At 59.7% G+C, this 18,627-nt stretch carries 17 protein-coding genes and 2 pseudogenes; 10 read left to right on the top strand and 9 right to left on the bottom strand.

Features of this window, described 5'->3' with window-relative positions; all coding sequences use genetic code 11:
* Nucleotides 1-118: 118 nt before the first annotated feature.
* Genes NKI97_RS21690 through dut form a run of 4 tightly spaced genes read right to left on the bottom strand, consistent with a single transcriptional unit; the run spans nucleotide 119 to nucleotide 4,302 of the window.
* Nucleotides 119-997 (bottom strand): hypothetical protein, encoded by an 879-nt coding sequence (locus NKI97_RS21690; protein ID WP_352483758.1) that lies wholly within the window; start codon nucleotides 995-997, stop codon nucleotides 119-121.
* 37 nt (nucleotides 998-1,034) lie between these two features.
* A complete protein-coding gene (locus tag NKI97_RS21685; RefSeq protein WP_352483757.1) occupies nucleotides 1,035-2,912 on the bottom strand; it encodes an ORC-CDC6 family AAA ATPase in 1,878 nt (625 codons plus the stop codon).
* On the bottom strand, nucleotides 2,909-3,784 hold the full coding sequence (locus NKI97_RS21680) for a phosphoribosyltransferase-like protein (protein ID WP_352483756.1): 876 nt from the start codon (nucleotides 3,782-3,784) through the stop codon (nucleotides 2,909-2,911). The genes NKI97_RS21685 and NKI97_RS21680 overlap by 4 nt, the downstream gene beginning before the upstream one ends.
* Nucleotides 3,785-3,798: 14 nt before the next feature.
* Nucleotides 3,799-4,302, bottom strand: a complete 504-nt coding sequence (gene dut, locus NKI97_RS21675; protein WP_352483755.1) for a dUTP diphosphatase — start codon at nucleotides 4,300-4,302, stop codon at nucleotides 3,799-3,801.
* Between the two features lie 513 nt (nucleotides 4,303-4,815).
* Here dut and NKI97_RS21670 point away from each other — a divergent pair.
* From NKI97_RS21670 to NKI97_RS21660, 3 genes and pseudogenes are all read left to right on the top strand, one after another.
* The gene (locus NKI97_RS21670) at nucleotides 4,816-4,968 is read left to right on the top strand and encodes a hypothetical protein (protein ID WP_352836500.1); all 153 of its coding nucleotides are present in this window, start codon (nucleotides 4,816-4,818) and stop codon (nucleotides 4,966-4,968) included.
* A gap of 322 nt (nucleotides 4,969-5,290) precedes the next feature.
* A pseudogene (locus NKI97_RS21665) lies at nucleotides 5,291-5,431 on the top strand (IS110 family transposase); the annotation flags it as partial.
* A 125-nt stretch (nucleotides 5,432-5,556) separates the two neighbouring features.
* Nucleotides 5,557-6,033, top strand: coding sequence for a tyrosine-type recombinase/integrase (locus NKI97_RS21660; protein WP_352836497.1), 477 nt, complete (start codon nucleotides 5,557-5,559; stop codon nucleotides 6,031-6,033).
* 344 nt (nucleotides 6,034-6,377) lie between these two features.
* Here the strand turns inward: NKI97_RS21660 and NKI97_RS21655 are convergent, their stop codons facing one another.
* From NKI97_RS21655 to NKI97_RS21635, 5 genes are all read right to left on the bottom strand, one after another.
* Nucleotides 6,378-6,773 (bottom strand): XRE family transcriptional regulator, encoded by a 396-nt coding sequence (locus NKI97_RS21655; RefSeq protein ID WP_352818381.1) that lies wholly within the window; start codon nucleotides 6,771-6,773, stop codon nucleotides 6,378-6,380.
* 70 nt (nucleotides 6,774-6,843) lie between these two features.
* Entirely contained in the window at nucleotides 6,844-7,143 is a 300-nt protein-coding gene (locus tag NKI97_RS21650) for a type II toxin-antitoxin system RelE/ParE family toxin (RefSeq protein WP_352483751.1), read from the bottom strand.
* 166 nt (nucleotides 7,144-7,309) lie between these two features.
* Nucleotides 7,310-8,560 carry an MFS transporter gene (locus NKI97_RS21645; protein ID WP_352483750.1) on the bottom strand — a complete coding sequence of 417 codons (1,251 nt, stop codon included), beginning with the start codon at nucleotides 8,558-8,560 and terminating at the stop codon, nucleotides 7,310-7,312.
* Between the two features lie 23 nt (nucleotides 8,561-8,583).
* Entirely contained in the window at nucleotides 8,584-9,993 is a 1,410-nt protein-coding gene (gene rpoN / locus NKI97_RS21640) for an RNA polymerase factor sigma-54 (RefSeq protein WP_352836493.1), read from the bottom strand.
* A 71-nt stretch (nucleotides 9,994-10,064) separates the two neighbouring features.
* Complete coding sequence (locus NKI97_RS21635; protein WP_352836490.1) at nucleotides 10,065-10,598, bottom strand: peroxiredoxin; 534 nt, start codon at nucleotides 10,596-10,598, stop codon at nucleotides 10,065-10,067.
* A gap of 1,297 nt (nucleotides 10,599-11,895) precedes the next feature.
* On the opposite strand from NKI97_RS21635, the gene NKI97_RS21630 reads away from it, so the two are divergent.
* The 7 genes and pseudogenes from NKI97_RS21630 (at nucleotide 11,896) to NKI97_RS21600 (ending at nucleotide 18,501) form a co-directional block, all read left to right on the top strand.
* The gene (locus tag NKI97_RS21630; protein ID WP_352818396.1) at nucleotides 11,896-12,138 is read left to right on the top strand and encodes a P-loop NTPase family protein; all 243 of its coding nucleotides are present in this window, start codon (nucleotides 11,896-11,898) and stop codon (nucleotides 12,136-12,138) included.
* Nucleotides 12,139-12,283: 145 nt separating this feature from the next.
* Nucleotides 12,284-13,486 (top strand): cytochrome P450, encoded by a 1,203-nt coding sequence (locus NKI97_RS21625; protein ID WP_352483747.1) that lies wholly within the window; start codon nucleotides 12,284-12,286, stop codon nucleotides 13,484-13,486.
* A gap of 94 nt (nucleotides 13,487-13,580) precedes the next feature.
* Nucleotides 13,581-14,870, top strand: a complete 1,290-nt coding sequence (locus NKI97_RS21620) for a cytochrome P450 (protein ID WP_352836544.1) — start codon at nucleotides 13,581-13,583, stop codon at nucleotides 14,868-14,870.
* A 1-nt stretch (nucleotide 14,871) separates the two neighbouring features.
* Nucleotides 14,872-15,179 (top strand): annotated as a pseudogene (locus tag NKI97_RS35520) (ferredoxin).
* Nucleotides 15,166-16,011 (top strand): SDR family oxidoreductase, encoded by an 846-nt coding sequence (locus NKI97_RS21610; RefSeq protein ID WP_352483826.1) that lies wholly within the window; start codon nucleotides 15,166-15,168, stop codon nucleotides 16,009-16,011. Before NKI97_RS35520 ends, NKI97_RS21610 begins: the two are co-directional and overlap by 14 nt.
* Nucleotides 16,011-17,354 (top strand): cytochrome P450, encoded by a 1,344-nt coding sequence (locus tag NKI97_RS21605; RefSeq protein ID WP_352483746.1) that lies wholly within the window; start codon nucleotides 16,011-16,013, stop codon nucleotides 17,352-17,354. The genes NKI97_RS21610 and NKI97_RS21605 overlap by 1 nt, the downstream gene beginning before the upstream one ends.
* A 154-nt stretch (nucleotides 17,355-17,508) precedes the next feature.
* The gene (locus NKI97_RS21600; RefSeq protein ID WP_352836541.1) at nucleotides 17,509-18,501 is read left to right on the top strand and encodes a polyprenyl synthetase family protein; all 993 of its coding nucleotides are present in this window, start codon (nucleotides 17,509-17,511) and stop codon (nucleotides 18,499-18,501) included.
* Nucleotides 18,502-18,627: the final 126 nt, after the last annotated feature.

The raw sequence follows: 18,627 nt of genomic DNA, 5'->3' as shown, positions 1-18,627 counted from the left end.
ACTACTAGGCCACCGGCGCCAGCCGTAAGATCGTCAAGAAAACGTGGGTTCCCTGAGCTGGCTTGGAAAACCAACTCTGCGGCTAGGGGCCGTATCACGGATGTCTGTCGAAAATGCTTTAGTTTGGTTCGAGAAATTCAGAAACGTGGTAGACGTGACACCTTGAAGAACCGGATGTTCGTGACGGCTTTCTTACTGGGTGATCGTAGACGAGTTCAACGTTCTGGTTCCTAAGCGCATACAAAGCTGCACCAAGAGCGTGCGGTTTGGTTCCGATTAATGCGACTTGCAAGAAGATGTTCGGCGCTAGTGTTTGTAGACTTGCAAGCTCGGCAGCCACGGAAAACGGACATGCCGCGTCCAAAAATCGAACATTCTCCCATGCTCGAGTGTCGTCTAGCGTGTTCGCATTTCCTTGATAGGTATGAAAAGGATATTCCGGCTTAAAGCCAGGAACGCCTATAAAGGGAAAGACATTCTTACCCTCTGGCTGAAGCGTCTCAACCATGTAGCGGAATCGAGTTCCCTCGAATCCCAGCAGGGGCACTGTCAATATTTTCAAATTTCGGTTTGTCGAGAGCTTAGCGAATGTGGGGATAGGCGCGATTCCACGAATACGCTCGCTCAGATCGAAAAACTCACTCGGGCGTGGGCTGTTGGTGAACTGATATTTTTCAGGCTCGGCATAAATGCACCAAACGTCTGCACCGCTGTCGATCGCGTTTCGCAAAAGCGGCATCCAGACATGGTGGCTTAGCCCAGTGATATCGATGTAGATTGGTCGACCGACTATTGGAGCGAGTATTCGCTCGACGTCAGGCTGACTATTGCCGCGAATCTCTTGGGCGTCCTGTCCTAGGCGGAATTGCGATATGTCGTCGCACTCCACAATTTCAAATCTACTAAGTTCGGAGTTATTCATCCAGCTAGTAGGGATAGCGCTTCTCTCTTCTAAAAACTTTCCATGAAATAAAGCGGCGCCTCTTAGAAAAATCACATCCGCACTCGACGTATATATACTCGAAGGCCACGACTTAAGCATTAGAAGCGCCAAAATAGTCGTCGAATAGCATTAGTTGAGTCGGCATTTGCTGTTCAGCAAGGTAGCTTCTCTCTCGCAGAAGACGCTTGATAGTTACCTGAGGTTGCCTAACCATGTCTGCGATGTCTTGCTCTGTCAGATCGAGTTTGCGCTTTCGGCGATGACTAAAATTGAAGAACGGCGCAAAGATCGGATGAGGTGAATAATCCCACTCCCTGATATCCGAATCGGTAGCCAGTTTGGTACCTGGCGATCTGACCAGCGCCAAATGCATTACACCGTCCCGCAAAAGGGCTGAGGCAAACTCGATGGTCTCATGCGAGAGTGTTCGATTGCTTCGCAGCTGGAATTGGTTGCACTCAGGAGCTGAGCCGGCGGGGTTCATGGACAAGATCTGAAAAAGACGTCCAAGTCCGAGCAATAACTTCACCAACTGTACACCTCGAACGGTTACACCCTCCAACTCAGTCAAATATTGAAGTCCGACCTGCCGTGCCGCCTTCGTCTGGTCTTCAAAACTAATGGAAGAATTCACTGGGTTGCCACCAGCGAGGTGCCTTGCCAGACTCTCAGTAACCAATTGCAGAAAGAATCTTAGGTTATTTCGTGAGATCAATGAAAATACATCAGTACCACAATAGTATTTCGATATTTCTGCTCCTTTTCCTGTTATTGAAAAAAGATATGCATATTTATAATTATGATACCGATCTTTTTGCTGTGCTTCACCTGCGGCGTAAAGTATCAATTCCTTAAGTGCAGCGTCAAAATTCCCCTCATTTAAAGAAAGAAACACGTACATCTCAAGATTTTTTAGGCTTAAGACTGCGTCGTTTTTTCGAGATAATAGGTACTCACGGAAGCCTTCTAGGTGTTTTTCAACTCCGAGCATATCTGCCTCCCTATCCTGAGATAGGGCCGGCAACAGCCGATCGAGAGACGCGTGATGCTCTGTGAATGAAGAATCCCACGCAGCCAACCGCGCCTCACAAACCTCACGTGCAAGCTTCGGGAACGTCTCACTCAGGCGGTTCTCGATATTAATTAATTCGTAATCGGCAGGATTAACAAGATATTCGTTTGGATTAAGAGTGGACCTTACTCGCCATCCTAGCTCGCGCACGCCGATTTTGAATACATAAGAACCGCTAGAATGTTTAACCAAGGTATTCATTATTTGCTGCTGATAGTCCAGGTAATTCTCGTACTCATCGAGTATTACATAAAAGATCTTACCATCAAGGAGTTTTGTAGTTCTTAATCCGGAAGCTAATAGATCAATTGGAACTTGTAGCAGTGATAGCGTTGGCTCTGGTAGTGACACATTGTTGATACAGCGTTCAATTGCAGCCAGTGCATCGCTGACGCATGATCGAAGCCCATCTTCGCTGCTGACATTGTCATATCCAAATGAAGCAGCGACTCTTCTACAGGTTTTGATATCAATGGTTTCTGACGATGCCGATTGAGATTTGTACCAGTCGAATGCCGCTAAGAGCATCTCGCAAATTTCTACATTGGTATAATGTGAAAAAATGCGGCGCCATTGCTCTGGGGTTCGAATCGAGCCCTCAAACGCGGATACCCGCGTGGTATTGACCTTGTGATAGAGGCCCACAAAATCCGAGGCTGCAACATCTGCAAATCTGTCGCCAGCCAGCGCAAACTGCCCCTCATACGACATGCATCGGAGTGCCGTGGTCTTACCGGTACCCCGACCGCCAATCAAAACGCATGGCCTATGGTCCTTGAGTGAGGGAAAATATGCGGGCTCGCTGAAAAGTGAAAAGAGCTTTTCCTGTAGCCACTCGGCCCTGAAGCTGCCGAACAGGCTCTGTAGGGAATTTGATCGATCCTGCAGAGCTGTCATGAACTTCTTCTCATCAACGGTTTCCAGCCATTCAGTTGGGAGAAATAAATGGGGAGCGAAGCGTCTGGAATGGAATCGTGTACTGCCAGGGAAAGCCCTAGACAGTGGTATCCCCGCCAGTCGTTTTGGCCTCCGTCTTGTGCGACGAAACCAGCCCGATTCCCGGTGGTCTTCATAAATTGGAGAGCGTCGTTGATGTTCATTCCTTCCCAGACAAACGCCTCAGGATGGATGGCATTGTGCCTCGCCGATATGATGTGAGCGGGAACGATGCAGAGTGGCGCAGCATCTCGTTCGAGATTTATCTTTCCTGACTCGGTGCACAAACATGGGCAGTACGCGAAAGTATGTTTTCCAGATACAGCTACGTCCGCGAACGAAAGAATTGAGCCATCAGGCTGAACTCTTTTTCGGGTCCATGTTTGTGTCATTTGATTTCCACTGCCCACAAAATCGTCGACGAACACATAGTTCTCGACGAATGGGTGAAGGCGTAAAGCGGAATCCGCCGTATGGATCTTGTCCTCATTAACACCGAGCGTGTTCCTCACCTTTCGGAGAAACGCATAACCGCTGTCAGCCGGGTGGGGTGCTTCTCCTTCCACGCTAACAAAAACGCACCTAGAGATGTCCGTCTTTGTGGTTGAATAGGAAATGTTGAGGAAGCGTTGAACAGCTGCTTTAAGCAGAGCGTCAACCATGGTTTCATTAAAGTATGCAAACCGATCCAGCAATCTGTCAGCAAAAGGACGCTCATCGGACGTGAAGTTTTCCCGCCAACGTTCCGTTTCAAATCGTTGCGAAATGGGCCAAACCTGAAACAGACGAAAGAACCGTTCCTTTTCCGATAGCAGGTCAATCGTCGTCGTCATTAATTTCCCACGAGTCAGTCGCCTGTTGCGTCGCCGGTTGAGCCAAAACCACCTAACCCTCGGCTGGTGGCACTAATCGCTACAGCTTGGCGTAGACGAACCGGGACGCAGGAAGCAACAACAAACTGCGCAATACGGTCGCCTCGTCGCACGTTAAACGCATCCTTTCCGTGATTGAAAAGCAATACTAAGACTTCTCCTCTGAAGTCGCTATCGACAGTTCCAGGCGAGTTCAGAACGACAACTCCGTTGCGATACGCCAGACCAGAACGGCTACGAATTTGGCCCTCATATCTGACGGGCAATTCAAAGATTAAACCGGTTGGAATCAGCTTTCGCTCTCCGGGCGCGATCTCAACAGCGTCCTCGCCAATAGCTGCCCGAAGGTCAAGGCCGGCTGAGCCTTCAGTAGCGTACGAGGGCAAGGGCAACCCAACAGCATGCGGTAGCACCACAACGTTGATAGGCAACAAGGAGCCATCTGAAGACAATTGCTCACCGTAACCAAACTCTGCCATCGGACAACCACCTCCAGTCTATCCGCCCTTCGACTGACCGATAACGTGAAACACGCGGATCGGCATCGTGCACGCGACTCTACTCCCGATGCAACGCAAACCTTGCATGCGCCCTGTTGTAGCGGCGTTTCACGCACGCGCCCCGCAGGCCTTCCCAACCCAAGATATCTAAAGCGCAGCGGCAGAACTCATGCTCAAAAAAAGTGGGCGCTTTGATGTAATAGAATGAGCGCTATTATCCGACATTGCGTTACCGCCTTAAACGGTGGCGAGCTCATTGACCAAGCGAAGAGCGTGTCGAGGGCAAATACAAGTCATGAGCTGGGCATCGGAGCCAAGCGCTCTTGTCGTCGCCAGGCACTCGTGACGGTAGTGCGCAAGCTGGTTGTCATGATGCACGCCATGTTGACCGCCTTGACCTTCTATATGGGGACCCGTCAACCAACCAGGACACGCCCAACGCGCTCATATGAAGGATCGCACGCTACTCGAAGCGCGTCGATGAGCGGCTTGATGACAACGCAGATGCACCAATTGAACGAAGGCGGCAGCACTTTGAGCAGAGAATTCGGTTTTGCGGTCAAGACTGATGCAGACCAGGTGACGCTGCTCCGTCAGTGCGATGGAATATTGCGCCGCGATGGCTCGAGCGCTGCAAATAAGTAGCGCAACTACCCCGTCGCAGAGCGCGGAAAACTGCACCGCGCATCGGAACTCAACGCGGAACGACGATGGCGATCAACTCCCTCAAAATACGACCATACGACCGATTAAGATGGCAGGATAAAAGAGCGCACATTGTGCTGCGGTTGGGCGGTTGTTTTAAATGAACTTTTTCACCTCCATTACACATTGCTATTCAGTGAAGCAATGTGCGAAATATGGCCAACCCATTGCCTCCGCACCCACTTTTCCACATTGCGCTAAAAATTGAAACGACCACGCCCACTGTCAAACTGCGGTTCGACCTAGGCGGGTTGACTCGCACTACCGAGAGGTTCGGGTCAAAGGTTTGGACAGCATGCTGATCCGCACGCTGATCACCGCACGGCGCCAGCTTCTTAAGATGCGTTTGCAGATATCCAATCAAATCCGCGGGTTGAGGAAGACGTTCGGCCTCGTCGGGCCGAGCGATTAGACGACCCGCTTCGCGGGAGGGGCGCCTCGGCCTGAGATGGCGCGACTGCCATTTGACTTGAGCGGGTAGAGGTGTCGATCTGACCATGGAGGTCCCTTCAACGAGAGGAACTCGCCATGGCTACCCTGTCGACCGATGCACCAATCTCTCCGCTTCGCCAGCGCATGCAGCACGACATGCTCATGCGTGGCCTGGGCTCCCATACCCAGCAGGACTACGTTCGTCACGTCCGGCGCTTCGCTGAGTTCCTTGGCCGCTCGCTCGACACGGCGACGGCTGAGGACATCCGTCGATTCCAGCTGCATCAGCATGAGAGCGGCGTCGGCCCTGCGACGGTCAATGGCGCGGTCTCGGCACTGCGGTTCTTGTTCCTCATGACGCTGAAGCGTCGGGATCTGGCGCGTGCGCTGGTGATCATGAGGTATCAGCGCAAGCTGCCCGAGGTGCTGAGCGTGGAGGAAGCGGCGCGGCTGCTCGAAGCAGCACCCGGCATCAAGTACAAGGCCGCGCTCGGCGTCACCTATGGCGCGGGCCTGCGCGTGTCCAAGTTGCGCACCTCAAGATCGACGACATCGACTCGACACGCATGCTGATCCGCGTCGAACAGGGCGAGGGACGCAGGGACCGCACGCCATGCTCTCGCCGCAACTTCTGGAACTGCTGCGGCTGTGGTGGCGCGAAGGCAGGTGGCGCGGGGTGATGCTCCCCCATGGCTGACTGTTCCCCGGGGCGCAGCTTCACCGCGCCGATCTCATCGAGGCAATTGCACCGCGCAGTCCAGGAAGCAGCCAAAGTCGCCGGCATCCGCAGCTCACACCTATGTCGGCGTCCGTTACCTTGCCGCGAGCTGGCTTAACTAGGACGTTGCTCATACCTACTCCTTGCATCGACGAGACCATCTCGCCCCATCGGTAGTCTTTAGCCGAACAGAGTGAGGTCAGCCGGCGCGTGCGGCCTTTGTGCGATTACGTCCACCTGCCGCTCTTTTAACGCTACGCACGGAGACGGCTTTGGGAGCCACGACGTCGCCGAGCCGCTCTATACGGAGGGGCGCGCGCGAGGGAAGGCGAACGACGAGTTCGAGTTGCCCCCCGATCGCCTCGACGTAGCTTTTAAGAGTAGACAAGTACATGTCGGCTTGTTTCTCGATCTTCGAGACCGAAGGCTGCTTGATCTTGAGGACCGAAGCGATTTCGGCCTGGGCCTTTCCAGCGGCACGCCGCAAATCGCCGAGACTCTCGACTTCTCCCCTTAACTCTTCGAAACGCGCGTCGACCCGCTCCCGACGATCCTCGGGGAGCGCAGCGATTAGGTCGTCAAGCTTGCGTGCCATCACTTCTTCTCCTTCTTCGCCGCCGCCAAACGGTCGAGATCCCCTTGATAGCGCTTGTCCGCCTTGGCGATCAGACTTTTATAGAAGCGCTTCTCCTCACGCCCGACTTATCGCCGGCGACGAGCAGGATCGCCTTCCGCTTCCGGTCGAATGCGAACGCAACCCGCCAGACACCATCATCAGCGTCGAAGCGAAGTTCTTTCATGTTCGCGAACGACGAGTCATTCAAGGTATCCGCATGCGGTCGCCCCAGCTGGGGCCCGAACACACCGAGCAGCTTAGCCGAGGCCAATAGCTCATCTTGGACTGTCTGGTGCAACGCCTCGAACTCCCCATCGAACTCATCGCCAAAAACGACTTCCCAAGCCATATATAGCTCCTGGGCTATGTGGTCACCATCATCAAGCTGCCGAACGATAGTCTGCGGCCGAAAGGTACGCGCGGCCGGTGCCGGCGAGGTTCGCATGTTTGGCGGCGAAGCCGTGCATCGCATCTCTCGTCCCGCTGCGCTGCTGAGGCCTCTTCTGCCAGGCGGTCTAGGTTTCGCGCTTCGGGCCGAGCAGGAACACTATGAGGGCGGCGGCGAACGTGGCAACAGCACTGTAGGCAATGGCACTGGTAATCCCGGCATTGTCCACCAATAGTCCGCCGAAAATCGCGCCGGCTGCGATTGCCACTTGGAACGCTACGACCATCAGCACACCGGCGCTTTCGGCCTGCTCGGGAGCGGCGCGCCATACCATCCACGTCTGCAATCCCACCGGCACTGCGCCGAAGGCAAAGCCCCACGCGGCAACCGCAACCGCCGAGGCCGAGGCCGATGCTCCCGCCGTCAGCAGCGAAACAGCGGCTATCGCTATGAGCAGCGGTGCAAGGGCCGCGACTGCCTTGAGACTGTACTCGGCCAGCAGCCCGCCGGCCAAATTGCCGAAGAATCCGCCGATGCCAAAAGCAAGCAACACAAGCGAGATCGTCTTGACATCCAGCGCGGGAACCTTCTCGAGGAAGGCGCGGATATAGGTGAAGCCGGCGAAGTGGCCGGAAGCGACCAGCAGGACGACCAAAAGCGCGACCTTGATCATCGGAATCTTGGCCACATCCAGCAGGCTGCGGAAGCTAGCCACTCCAACCGGAGGCAGCCTCGGAATGGTTATGAGTTGCACCAGCAGTGTAGCGGCGCCGACGACTGCGGCGATCATGAAGGCGCTTCGCCATCCCCAGATATCGCCGACATAAGCGCCGATTGGAGCTGCGCAAACGGAAGCGACGGAAACGCCGGTGAGGATGATCGATATGGCGCGCGGCAGGAGGTGGCTTGGAACGAGCCGCATCGCCAGTGCTGCCGACATGGACCAGAAGCCTCCGAGCGCTATGCCGAGCACGACGCGTGCCGTCAGGAGTACCGCCAGCGACCACGCGCCGGCCGCCACAACGTCCGACAGGATCAGCAGCAGCGTCATCGCCCACATGACGATCCTGCGGTCCAGGCGCTTTGTGATGATGGCAACCGTCGGCGCCGAGATCGCCCCGACGATAGCGGTCGCCGTCATCGCCTGTCCAGCCGCACCCTCGGTAACACCGAGATCATGCGCGAGGGGCGTGAGGAGGCTGACAGGCAGAAACTCTGCCGTCACCAGCCCGAAGGTGCCCAAGGAAAGCGAAATGACCGCACCCCATGCGGGATCAGACGGTGGGTCGGGCTTTTCTGGGTCGTGCAGAACAGCGTCATGACGCCTGCCGCGGATCGGGTCATGAACGAAGTCTCCACTTTGGATGCACTGCAACATGAGGTTGGCTGCGTTGACCCACATTAAAGACACAAGCGCATTTCGCGGCGGCGTTGCACGGAGGAGGGGATGTTCATTGCTTCGCGATATTTTGTGACGGTGCGGCGCGCAACATCGATGCCGGTTTCCTTCAGCCGGACAGCGATGTCATCGTCGGAAAGCACGTCGCCGAGAGATTCTGCGGCAATCATCGCTTTGATCCGATGGCGGACAGCTTCGGCGGAGTGCGCATCGCCGCCTTGGCAGGACGCGATCGCGACGGTGAAAAAATACTTCAGTTCAAAGACTCCGCGCGGGGTAAGCATGTACTTGTTCGAGGTCACCCGGCTTACCGTCGACTCGTGCACGCCGATCGCGTCAGCGACGGTTCTGAGATTGAGAGGCCGCAGGTGGGCGACGCCATGTTCCAAAAAGGCATCCTGCTGGCGCACGATTTCAGTCGCAACCTTAAGAATCGTGTTGGCGCGCTGATCGAGGCTGCGTATCAGCCAGTTCGCTGTCTCCAAGCATTCGTTGAGAAATGCTTGATCTTTCGAATTTTGGACGGTGTGACGCGAGACTTCGGCATAGTAGGCTCGGTTGATCAGCACCTTGGGCAGTGTGGCCGGATCAAGTTCGATCTTCCATCCGCCTTCCGGCGAGGGCATGACCCAGACGTCTGGTATGATGGATTCCAACGGACCGGACTGGAACCGGTTTCCAGGCTTGGGATCGAGCGCAAGAATCTCATGGTACATGTCGAGAAGGTCGTCTTCATCGACACCGCAATGCTGCTTCAGTGCCTGGAAATCGCGTCGCCCAAGCATTTTAAGATTGGCAACCAAAGCTGCCATTGCCGGGTCGAACCGGTCTCGCTGGCGCAACTGGAGCTCGAGGCATTCTTCGAGAGTTCGCGCAAAAATTCCCGGTGGATCAAAGTGCTGCAAGGTTCCGAGAACCCGTTCAACGTCAGCCTCCTGGACACTCAGGCTCTCGGCAAGATCCAAAAGGTTGGTCTGAAGATAGCCAGTGTCATCCAGATCGGCGGCAAGCTGGTCAGCGATCAGCCGCTCCTTTGGTGTGAACGCGGTGAGGGCGATCTGACCAGCGACATGGTCGTGCAATGTTTCGGCGAGGGTGGCAAACTCGTCGAGGGAAGGGCCATCAGCCGACGCGTTGTTGGTCTTCTTGCGGAGTGACCCGGCCCCGGTCGGTCCGTCAACGGCGTTTGCACGCGGGCCGATAGGCTGATCCGCTCCCGAAATCGAAACGTCGCCAAAAGACCCGTCATCGTTTGACGCAGATTCCAAGAGCGGGTTCTTCTCGATTTCCTGCTCCACGAACTGATGCAGTTCAGTATGCGCCAGTTGCAGCAAGCGAATCGACTCAATGAGTTGAGGCGATGTGACCATGGATTGCTTCTGGCGCTGAAGTAGGCTTGCTGAGGATTGCATGGTGAGCGCGACATCCTGTCGAGGAGCTTCTTGGGGTGGGTAATGGCACCAGGGAGGAGACGTTTTCTAGGTCATGCGGCGGCCTTCAGCGTTTCGAGAACGTTTTGCGGCGATGAGACGCCATAGGGGTCGGCCTCGCAGTTGTCGGAGAAACCTTCCTCCTCGAACCACTGCTCCACCACGCCATTGTTTATCAGGGCGGCGTAGCGCCAGGAGCGCATCCCGAAGCCGAGATTGTCCTTGGCGACCAGCATGCCCATCTTGCGTGTGAACTCGCCTGAGCCATCGGGGATGAGCTCGACCTTCTGCAAGCCCAAGGACTTCCCCCACGCATTCATGACGAAGGCATCGTTGACGGAGACGCAGTAAATCGCGGCAATTCCCTCCTTCTCAAACTCATCATAGAGGTCTTCGAAATTGGGCAGTTGGTAGGTCGAGCAGGTCGGAGTGAAGGCGCCAGGCAGCGAGAACAGGATGACGCGCTTGCCGGCAAAGTAGTCGTCAGATGTCTTTTCTTCCCAGCGATATGGATTTGGGCCCTGGACTGACTCATCGCGACCACGCGTGAGAAAGGTGACGAAGGGAACCTTCTTTTGAACGGTCATCAACTTGCTCCTCAAGAAAAAACTGGCGCGCTGGAGTCCGGCAGACGCTGGCGCAATACCGAGCAAAGGCTCGTCTGCCGGGCATGAAATGAGGCCCTCGCGGCTCGCAACCTCGGTTTTCCATCCCGATGTAGGGGAACGTCTTGGCTGCTGGTCTTCGTCACCCGAACGCCATCGATCTGAGCGAGTGGAGGCTGTCGAGCCGCTTGGGCAATCTTTCCACGGCTATGGCGCCGGAAGCGGCATCGATCACTCGCGCTCGTGCCCGGGAAAAAGTGATAGCGGGCCCGAAGTAGCCAGTATCGGAAGCGTGTGGCGGCCTCAGATGTGACTTCACGCAAGAGACCCGGGTTACTGAGCTGGTTCGGCGTATCGTCGATATTTGCCAGTGAGCCGCCGACCATGGCTTCGGGGGCTCTTTCATGGGGCTCTTGGGCACTCACATGCTGATCGCAACCGGTAAACGGCAATTGCGCGAGCGCCATGTGTTGGCATGCCGGCATCGGACCAGCCGTGCGCAAAGGGGCTACCGAGCACGGACTTCCGAAGCAGACGATGTACCGATGTTCAGCGGGAACGGGCACTGTGTCTTCAGGCCACCGTCTAGAGCTTCGTGTGTCGGGCATGGCGCAAGTCGCTTTCATCGTGATTTGATGGGCTCTAACCAGGAGCAGCAAGCGGCGTGCCATTTCAAATAGACATGCTTTTGGACCGCCCCCTTTTTCTCGGAGGCGGTGTCTTCGCCAAGATCGGGCGCGCGCTATAACCGCCTAGTCACGACACTCAACAACGGTGCTGTATGGTGCGGATGTTCGGCGCTTCCGCCCCAGCTGGGCAAAGACGAACGCAGCCGAGCCGATGCACTACCTCGCACCGGCGGGAACTGCAGCGATTGCGTAGCGTATGCCGCTAGCGTGTTCTTGCGTGCGCAGGCACGGCTATTGCGAACACACGCCTGTGGCAGCAACCATGAGCGCACGCTCTTCGGCAAGCGCCCTGGTTCCGTGAGGATCGAATTCTCCAAGCGTGTCCTGTTTGCAACCCTCTTATGTTCGAAACTGGACCAGAATGTCGCAAGCCTGACCAAAAGGTCGCCGAGGCGTACTATCCGACACTGTTCTGTCGCCTTTGTTGGTCCGCGACACCGGTCTATTTCGCCGAGCTCTTGTCCGGCCTCAGGCTACGTCGCTGAAAAGCAAACATAATTCTTTTCTTCTGCTGGGTCGGCCAAATTGGCACGAGTTTTGAAGCCTCTTCGTTGCTGGCCGGGAGCCGCCGACCGACCTTCATTTCGTGGATGACACCGCGATCGATGGAACGAAGAAAGAAAAGCAAAATGTCAAATCCGCATCAAATAGCATTCTATGGGAAGGGGGCCTCGGCGAAACCGCCCCTACCAAAAAAGGCTCGCCGCCTTGGTCGAACCCTTGCCCAGGAAATCTTGATGGCCGGCTGCTGCTCAAAGGCCTGCCACACTCGCTTTATCCTGAACTCGAAGGCGCAGGATAACGTTCTGCATCTCGCCGCGGGGTATGCCTAGGCAGTTACACGTTGGCCGATCTTGAAAATCGAGTCAGGCTACGCCGCGGAGGACGTCGTCTACATGTCGTCTTACGTCATTCGATGCCCGCAGCGCCTGCCGGTCACCTTCCGCCCTTCCATCGCTTAGAGAGTCAAGTGCCACCATGTGCGAACAACCCTTGCCGACGCTGCCGATGTGGCGCGTCGATCACATCGAGCCCTCGCCCGAGATGTTGGCACTATGCGCCAAGGGTCCGATCCACCGCGTGCGCTTCCCGTCCGGGCACGAAGGCTGGTGGGTGACAGGCTACGACGAAGCCAAGGCGGTGCTGTCCGACGCGGCCTTCCGGCCCGCGGGAATGCCGCCGGCGGCATTCACCCCGGATTCGGTGATTCTCGGTTCGCCGGGGTGGTTGGTCTCGCACGAGGGGGGCGAGCATGCGCGGTTACGCACGATCGTGGCGCCGGCCCTCAGCAACGGCAGGGTGAAGCTGCTCGCGCAGCAGGTCGAGGCGATCGCCGCGCAGTTGTTCGAGACGCTGGCGGCCCAGCCCCAGCCCGCCGACCTGCGGCGTCACCTCGCCTTTCCGCTTCCGGCCATGGTCATCTGCGCGCTGATGGGCGTGCTCTACGAGGATCACGCCTTTTTCGCCGCACTGTCCGACGAGGTGATGACGCACCAGCATGAAAGCGGCCCGCGAAGCGCGTCGCGCTTTGCCTGGGAAGAACTGCGCGCCTACATTCGCGGCAAGATGCGGGACAAGCGCCAGGATCCGGGCGACAACGTGCTGACGGATCTGCTCGCGGCGGTCGACCAGGGCAAGGCGACCGAGGAAGAGGCGATCGGCCTGGCGGCGGGCATGCTGGTGGCGGGGCACGAGAGCACCGTCGCGCAGATCGAATTCGGCCTGCTGGCCATGTTCCGCCATCCGCAACAGCGCGAACGCCTGGTCGGCGATCCATCCCTGGTGGACAAGGCGGTGGAGGAAATCCTGCGCATGTACCCGCCGGGCGCGGGCTGGGACGGCATCATGCGCTATCCGAGGACCGACGTGACCATCGCGGGCATGAATGTTCCCGCGGAGAGCAAGGTGCTGGTCGGCCTGCCGGCGACGTCGTTCGATCCGCGCCATTTCGACGACCCGGAAATCTTCGACATCGGACGCGACGAAAACCCGCACCTCGCGTTCTCCTACGGGCCGCACTACTGCATCGGCTTGGCGCTGGCCAGGCTGGAACTCAAGGTGGTGTTCGGTTCGATCTTCCAGCGCTTTCCCGCGCTGCGCCTGGCCGTGGCGCCCGAAGAACTGAAGTTGCGCAAGGAGATCATCACTGGCGGGTTCGAGGAGTTCCCGGTGCTCTGGTGATGCGCGGACGCCGCCGGGAATCACGATGTTCTCCGCAATTTGCCGGCGCGCCTGGCGCGCGCCGATCAGATCAGCCAGCCAACAGGTAACCAAGATGGACGTGCAAGAAACCACGGCAGCATGCCGGGACGCCTTCGCCGAACTGGCGTCGCCAGCGTGCATCCACGATCCGTATCCGTTCATGCGGTGGTTGCGCGAGCACGATCCGGTGCATCGCGCGGCGTCGGGCCTCTTTCTGTTGAGCCGCCACGCCGACATCTACTGGGCGCTCAAGGCCACGGGCGATGCGTTTCGGGGACCGGCGCCAGGCGAACTGGCGCGCTATTTCCCGCGTGCGGCGACCAGCCTGTCGCTCAGTTTGCTGGCGTCCACTTTAGCGATGAAGGAACCTCCAACGCATACGCGTCTGCGCCGGCTGATCTCGCGCGATTTCACCATGGGCCAGATCGACAACCTGAGGCCGACCATCGCTCGCATCGTCGCAGCGCGCCTGGACGGCATGGCGCCCGCGCTGGAGCGCGGGGAGGCGGTGGACCTGCATCGGGAATTCGCGCTGGCCTTGCCCATGCTGGTTTTCGGCGAACTGTTCGGCATGCCCCAGGACGATATGTTCGCGCTCGTCGCCGGCATCAGCGCCATTCTGGAAGGCCTGAGCCCGCACGCCAGCGATCCCCAGCTCGCCGCGGCGGACGCGGCCAGCGCCAGGGTGCAGGCCTATTTCAGCGACCTCATACAGCACAAGCGCACCGATTCCCGTCACGACATCGTGTCAATGCTGGTCGGCGCACACGACGACGATGCCGACATGCTGTCGGATGCGGAGTTGATCAGCATGCTGTGGGGCATGCTGCTGGGCGGCTTCGCCACCACTGCTGCGGCCATCGACCATGCGGTCCTGGCGATGCTGGCGTTTCCCGAACAGCGGCACTGGCTGCAGGGAGATGCCGTGGGGGTGAAGGCATTCGTCGAAGAAGTGCTGCGCTGCGACGCGCCCGCCATGTTCAGCTCCATTCCGCGTATCGCCCAGCGCGACATCGAACTGGGCGGCGTGGTGATCCCGAAGAACGCGGACGTGCGCGTGCTGATCGCGGCCGGCAATCGCGACCCGGACGCCTTCGCCGATCCCGACCGCTTCGATCCCGCGCGGTTCTACGGCACCAGTCCTGGCATGTCGACCGACGGGAAGATCATGCTGAGCTTCGGCCACGGCATCCACTTCTGTCTCGGTGCGCAACTGGCCCGGGTGCAGTTGGCCGAGAGCCTGCCGCGGATCGAGGCGCGCTTCCCCACGCTCGTACTGGCCGAACAGCCGACCCGGGAGCCCTCCGCGTTCCTTAGGACGTTCCGCGCCCTGCCGGTGCGGCTGCATGCGCAGGGGGGCTGAGATGCGCGTCGTGGTCGACCAGGATCTGTGCGGAACCACCGGGCAGTGCGTGCTGACGCTGCCGGGCACCTTTCGCCAGCGCGAACCGGACGGCGTGGCGGAAGTGTGCGTGGCGACGGTCCCGCACGCGCTGCACGCTGCCGTGCGGCTCGCGGCCCGCCAGTGCCCGGTCGCCGCCATTCGGGTCATCGAAAGCCACCCTGGCGATGACGAGCGCGCCAGCGCCGACCCTGCGCCCTCTCCGGCGAGGTCGGGCGGCATGCTGCGAAAGACCAACATGATCAGGGAGCACACGATGGGACGGTTTGAGGGCAAGGTTGCCGTGGTGACCGGCGCTGGCGCGGGCATCGGCAAGGCATGCGCCCTCGCCATTGCGCGGGAGGGGGGCCGAGTGGTGGTGGCCGACATTGATGGCTCGGCTGCCGTCGCCTGCACCGCGCGGATCGCGGCCGAAGCGGGCCACGCGCTGCCCCTAGCCATGGATATCGCCGATGCGCAGGCGGTGGCAGCGCTGTTCGAGACGGCGGAGCGGCACTTTGGTGGGGTCGACCTGCTGGTGAACAACGCGAGCGCCATGCATCTGACCCCGCGAGACCGCGCGATTCTCGACCTGGACCTGGCGGTTTGGGATGAGACGATCGCGACCAATCTGCGTGGCACGCTGCTCTGCTGCCGGCAGGCCATCCCACGGATGATCGCCCGTGGCGGTGGCGCGATCGTCAACATGTCGTCGTGCCAGGGGCTCAGCGGTGATACCGCGCAGACGTCCTACGCCGCCTCGAAGGCGGCGATGAACATGCTGTCGGCCTCGCTCGCCACCCAGTACGGTCACTCGCAGATCCGCTGCAACGCGGTTGCGCCGGGTCTTATCATGACCGAGCGTCTCCTCGCCAAGCTGGACGAGTGCATGCAACGGCATCTACGCCGGCACCAGCTCCTGCCGCGCGTCGGCCGCCCCGAGGACGTCGCCGCGCTGGTGACGTTCCTGCTCTCCGACGATGCTGCGTTCATCACCGGCCAAGTCGTGTGCATCGACGGCGGCATGCTGACGCATGTGCCGACATATGCCGATGGTGGCAACAGCCGCGCCGCGCGGCCAGCCGGCGACACCGCCGAAGCGGACGCTGCGCCAGGGAGGTGATGGACATGCTGCTCAACCCGCTCAACCGTCGGCGCCGGCTGCGATACGACATCCCGGTCATGCCCGGCGCTTTCCCCCTGGTCGGGCATCTTCCCGCCATAGTATGCGACCTGCCGCGCCTGCTGCAGCGCGCGGAACGGACGCTGGGCAGTCACTTCTGGCTGGACTTCGGTCGTGCCGGACACCTGATGACCTGCCTGGATCCGGATGTGATCGCATTGCTCCGGCACAAGCACGTGTCCTCGGCGCTGATCGCAGAGATCGCGCCCGAAATCCTTGGCGGAACGTTGGTCACTTTGAACGGTAGCGCGCACCGGCAGGCGCGCGATGGGATCAAGGCGGCGTTCCTGCCCAGGGGGCTGACCGAGGCCGGCATTGGCGAGCTGTTCGAGCCCGTCATCCGGGCGCGGGTGCAGGCGTGGCGCCATCGCGGTGAAGTAACTATCCTGCCCGAAACCGGCGACCTGATGCTCAAGCTCACCTTTAGTCTCATGGGCATCCCCGCCCAAGACCTGCCGGAATGGCATCGCAAGTACCGGCAACTGCTGCAGTTGATCGTCGCGCCCCCGGTCGACCTGCCCGGAACGCCCTTGCGGCGCGGCCGCGCCGCCCGCGACTGGATCGACGCGCAGTCACGCCAGTTCATCCGCGACGCGCGCGCGCATGCCGCGCGCACCGGGTTGATCAACGACATGGTGAGCGCCTTCGATCGCAGCGACGATGCGCTCTCCGATGACGTCCTGGTCGCCAATATCCGCTTGCTGCTGCTTGCCGGTCACGAGACCACCGCCTCGACTATGGCCTGGATGGTGATCGAGCTGGCGCGGCAGCCCGAGCTGTGGGACGCCCTGGTCGAGGAGGCGCAACGCGTGGGCGCGGTGCCGACCCGGCACGCGGACCTGGCGCAGTATCCGGTTGCCGAGGCGCTGTTCCGCGAGACGCTGCGCATGCATCCGGCGTCCTCGCTCGTACCGCGTCGCGCGACGCAGGAATTACAACTCGGCCAGCGGCGCATTCCCGCGGGCACAAGTCTATGCATCCCGCTGCTGCATTTCTCGACCTCGGCGCTGCTGCACGAGGCGCCTGATCAGTTCCGCCTGGCGCGGTGGTTGCAACGCACCGGGCCGATCGGGCCGGTGGACATGCTGCAGTTCGGCAGCGGCCCACACGTCTGCATGGGCTACCACCTAGTATGGCTGGAACTGGTGCAGTTCAGCATCGCCTTGGCGCTGACCATGCACAAGGCCGGGGTGCGGCCGCGGTTGCTGAGCGACGCCGAAAAAGGCCGGCGCTATTACCCGACAGCACAACCCTCCATGAAAATCCGCATCGGATTCTCATGAGCTGGCATCGCATACCCCGTGTGGCGAGGCAGCGGCGCCGGCGACGCGCGGCATTGCTGCACTCGGCGCGCGCGCTCGGTGCGACGCCGGCAACACTGCATCGGCTCGCCGCTCGCCGTGACCGTCTGCTGTCAGGTACAAGGACATGAACGACATGCAGACCGGTTCCACGCTACACGACCACGGAACTGGCGTTTCCGCGCTCGGCGGATTGGGCGCGCAGGCGCGCGGCGCATCCGGCAGGCTGCTGCCGGAGATCTGGATGCAGGACGGCGCAAAACGGGTCGAACAGGCGCTGGCGCGTCTTCTCTGCGCCGAAGACGACGGTGAGACCGAGCTGATGGCGGCGATGCGCTACGCCACCTTGAATGGCGGGAAGCGCACCCGCGCCTTGCTCTGTATGGCTGCCGGCGCACTGGCCGACACGCCGGCGCACACGCTCGACGACGTCGGCGCCGCCATCGAGATGATGCACGCCTGTACCCTGGTCCACGACGACCTGCCCGCAATGGACGACGACGTGCTTCGCCGCGGCCTTCCGACCGTGCACGTCAAGTTCGGCGAAGCCACTGCGATCCTGGTCGGCGATGCGCTGCAGGCGCACGCCTTCCTGACCCTGGCGAGCCTGGATGCGCCGGGCGACAACCGTATCGCGCTCGTGCGCGAACTGGCGCAGGCGGTGTCCGCCGAGGGTGCCGCAGGCGGGCAGGCCATGGATCTGTCGCTGGTCGGAAAGCACGCCGAGCTGGACAGGATCGTGGCGATGCACCGGATGAAGAGCGGAGCACTAGTGCGCGCGTCCGTTCGCATGGGCGCGCTATATTTCATCGCGGAGGATGCCGCGCACGCTGGGCTGTACGGTGCGCTCGATCGCTACACCGCCTGTTTCGGGCTGGCGTTGCAGGTGATCGACGACATTCTCGACGCGACAGCGGATACCGCGACGCTGGGCAAGACCCCCGGTAAGGACGCGGCGGCGCAGAAGCCGACCTGCGCGTCGATCATTGGGCTGCAGGCAGCGCGCCAGTTCGCGCTGGATTTGTTGCGCGACGCCGGGGAGGCCATCGTCCCGCTGGGGCCGCGTGCGGAACGGTTGGCGCAGATGCTGCAGCGGGCCAACGTGTATCTGTCCGCGCCATACGCATGAGCGCGCCCGTCCGCATGGACTCGCCCTATGCTGCTGCGACCGGTCGGCGGGCGATGCATGCTGCTCTTTGCCCGAGTCCGCGGCGCCGATCGCAGCGGTTGCCCGATCCTGGTCTTCGCCAACCGT

Source organism: Mesorhizobium sp. M0296 (assembly GCF_040321675.1).
In the GTDB taxonomy this organism is placed as follows: Bacteria; Pseudomonadota; Alphaproteobacteria; order Rhizobiales; family Rhizobiaceae; genus Mesorhizobium.
The sequence above is the reverse complement of the archived record's forward strand: the minus strand, read 5'-3'. Positions and strand labels throughout refer to the sequence as shown.

Coding starts and splice junctions, on each gene's coding strand:
- NKI97_RS21685 (WP_352483757.1), bottom strand. CDS start 2,912: ATGACAGCTCTGCAGGATCGATCAAATTCCCTACAGAGCCTGTTCGGC.
- NKI97_RS21680 (WP_352483756.1), bottom strand. CDS start 3,784: ATGACGACGACGATTGACCTGCTATCGGAAAAGGAACGGTTCTTTCGT.
- dut (WP_352483755.1), bottom strand. CDS start 4,302: ATGGCAGAGTTTGGTTACGGTGAGCAATTGTCTTCAGATGGCTCCTTG.
- NKI97_RS21670 (WP_352836500.1), top strand. CDS start 4,816: ATGACAACGCAGATGCACCAATTGAACGAAGGCGGCAGCACTTTGAGC.
- NKI97_RS21660 (WP_352836497.1), top strand. CDS start 5,557: ATGGCTACCCTGTCGACCGATGCACCAATCTCTCCGCTTCGCCAGCGC.
- NKI97_RS21655 (WP_352818381.1), bottom strand. CDS start 6,773: ATGGCACGCAAGCTTGACGACCTAATCGCTGCGCTCCCCGAGGATCGT.
- NKI97_RS21650 (WP_352483751.1), bottom strand. CDS start 7,143: ATGGCTTGGGAAGTCGTTTTTGGCGATGAGTTCGATGGGGAGTTCGAG.
- NKI97_RS21645 (WP_352483750.1), bottom strand. CDS start 8,560: ATGTTGCAGTGCATCCAAAGTGGAGACTTCGTTCATGACCCGATCCGC.
- rpoN (WP_352836493.1), bottom strand. CDS start 9,993: ATGCAATCCTCAGCAAGCCTACTTCAGCGCCAGAAGCAATCCATGGTC.
- NKI97_RS21635 (WP_352836490.1), bottom strand. CDS start 10,598: ATGACCGTTCAAAAGAAGGTTCCCTTCGTCACCTTTCTCACGCGTGGT.
- NKI97_RS21630 (WP_352818396.1), top strand. CDS start 11,896: ATGACACCGCGATCGATGGAACGAAGAAAGAAAAGCAAAATGTCAAAT.
- NKI97_RS21625 (WP_352483747.1), top strand. CDS start 12,284: ATGTGCGAACAACCCTTGCCGACGCTGCCGATGTGGCGCGTCGATCAC.
- NKI97_RS21620 (WP_352836544.1), top strand. CDS start 13,581: ATGGACGTGCAAGAAACCACGGCAGCATGCCGGGACGCCTTCGCCGAA.
- NKI97_RS21610 (WP_352483826.1), top strand. CDS start 15,166: ATGGGACGGTTTGAGGGCAAGGTTGCCGTGGTGACCGGCGCTGGCGCG.
- NKI97_RS21605 (WP_352483746.1), top strand. CDS start 16,011: ATGGACATGCTGCTCAACCCGCTCAACCGTCGGCGCCGGCTGCGATAC.
- NKI97_RS21600 (WP_352836541.1), top strand. CDS start 17,509: ATGCAGACCGGTTCCACGCTACACGACCACGGAACTGGCGTTTCCGCG.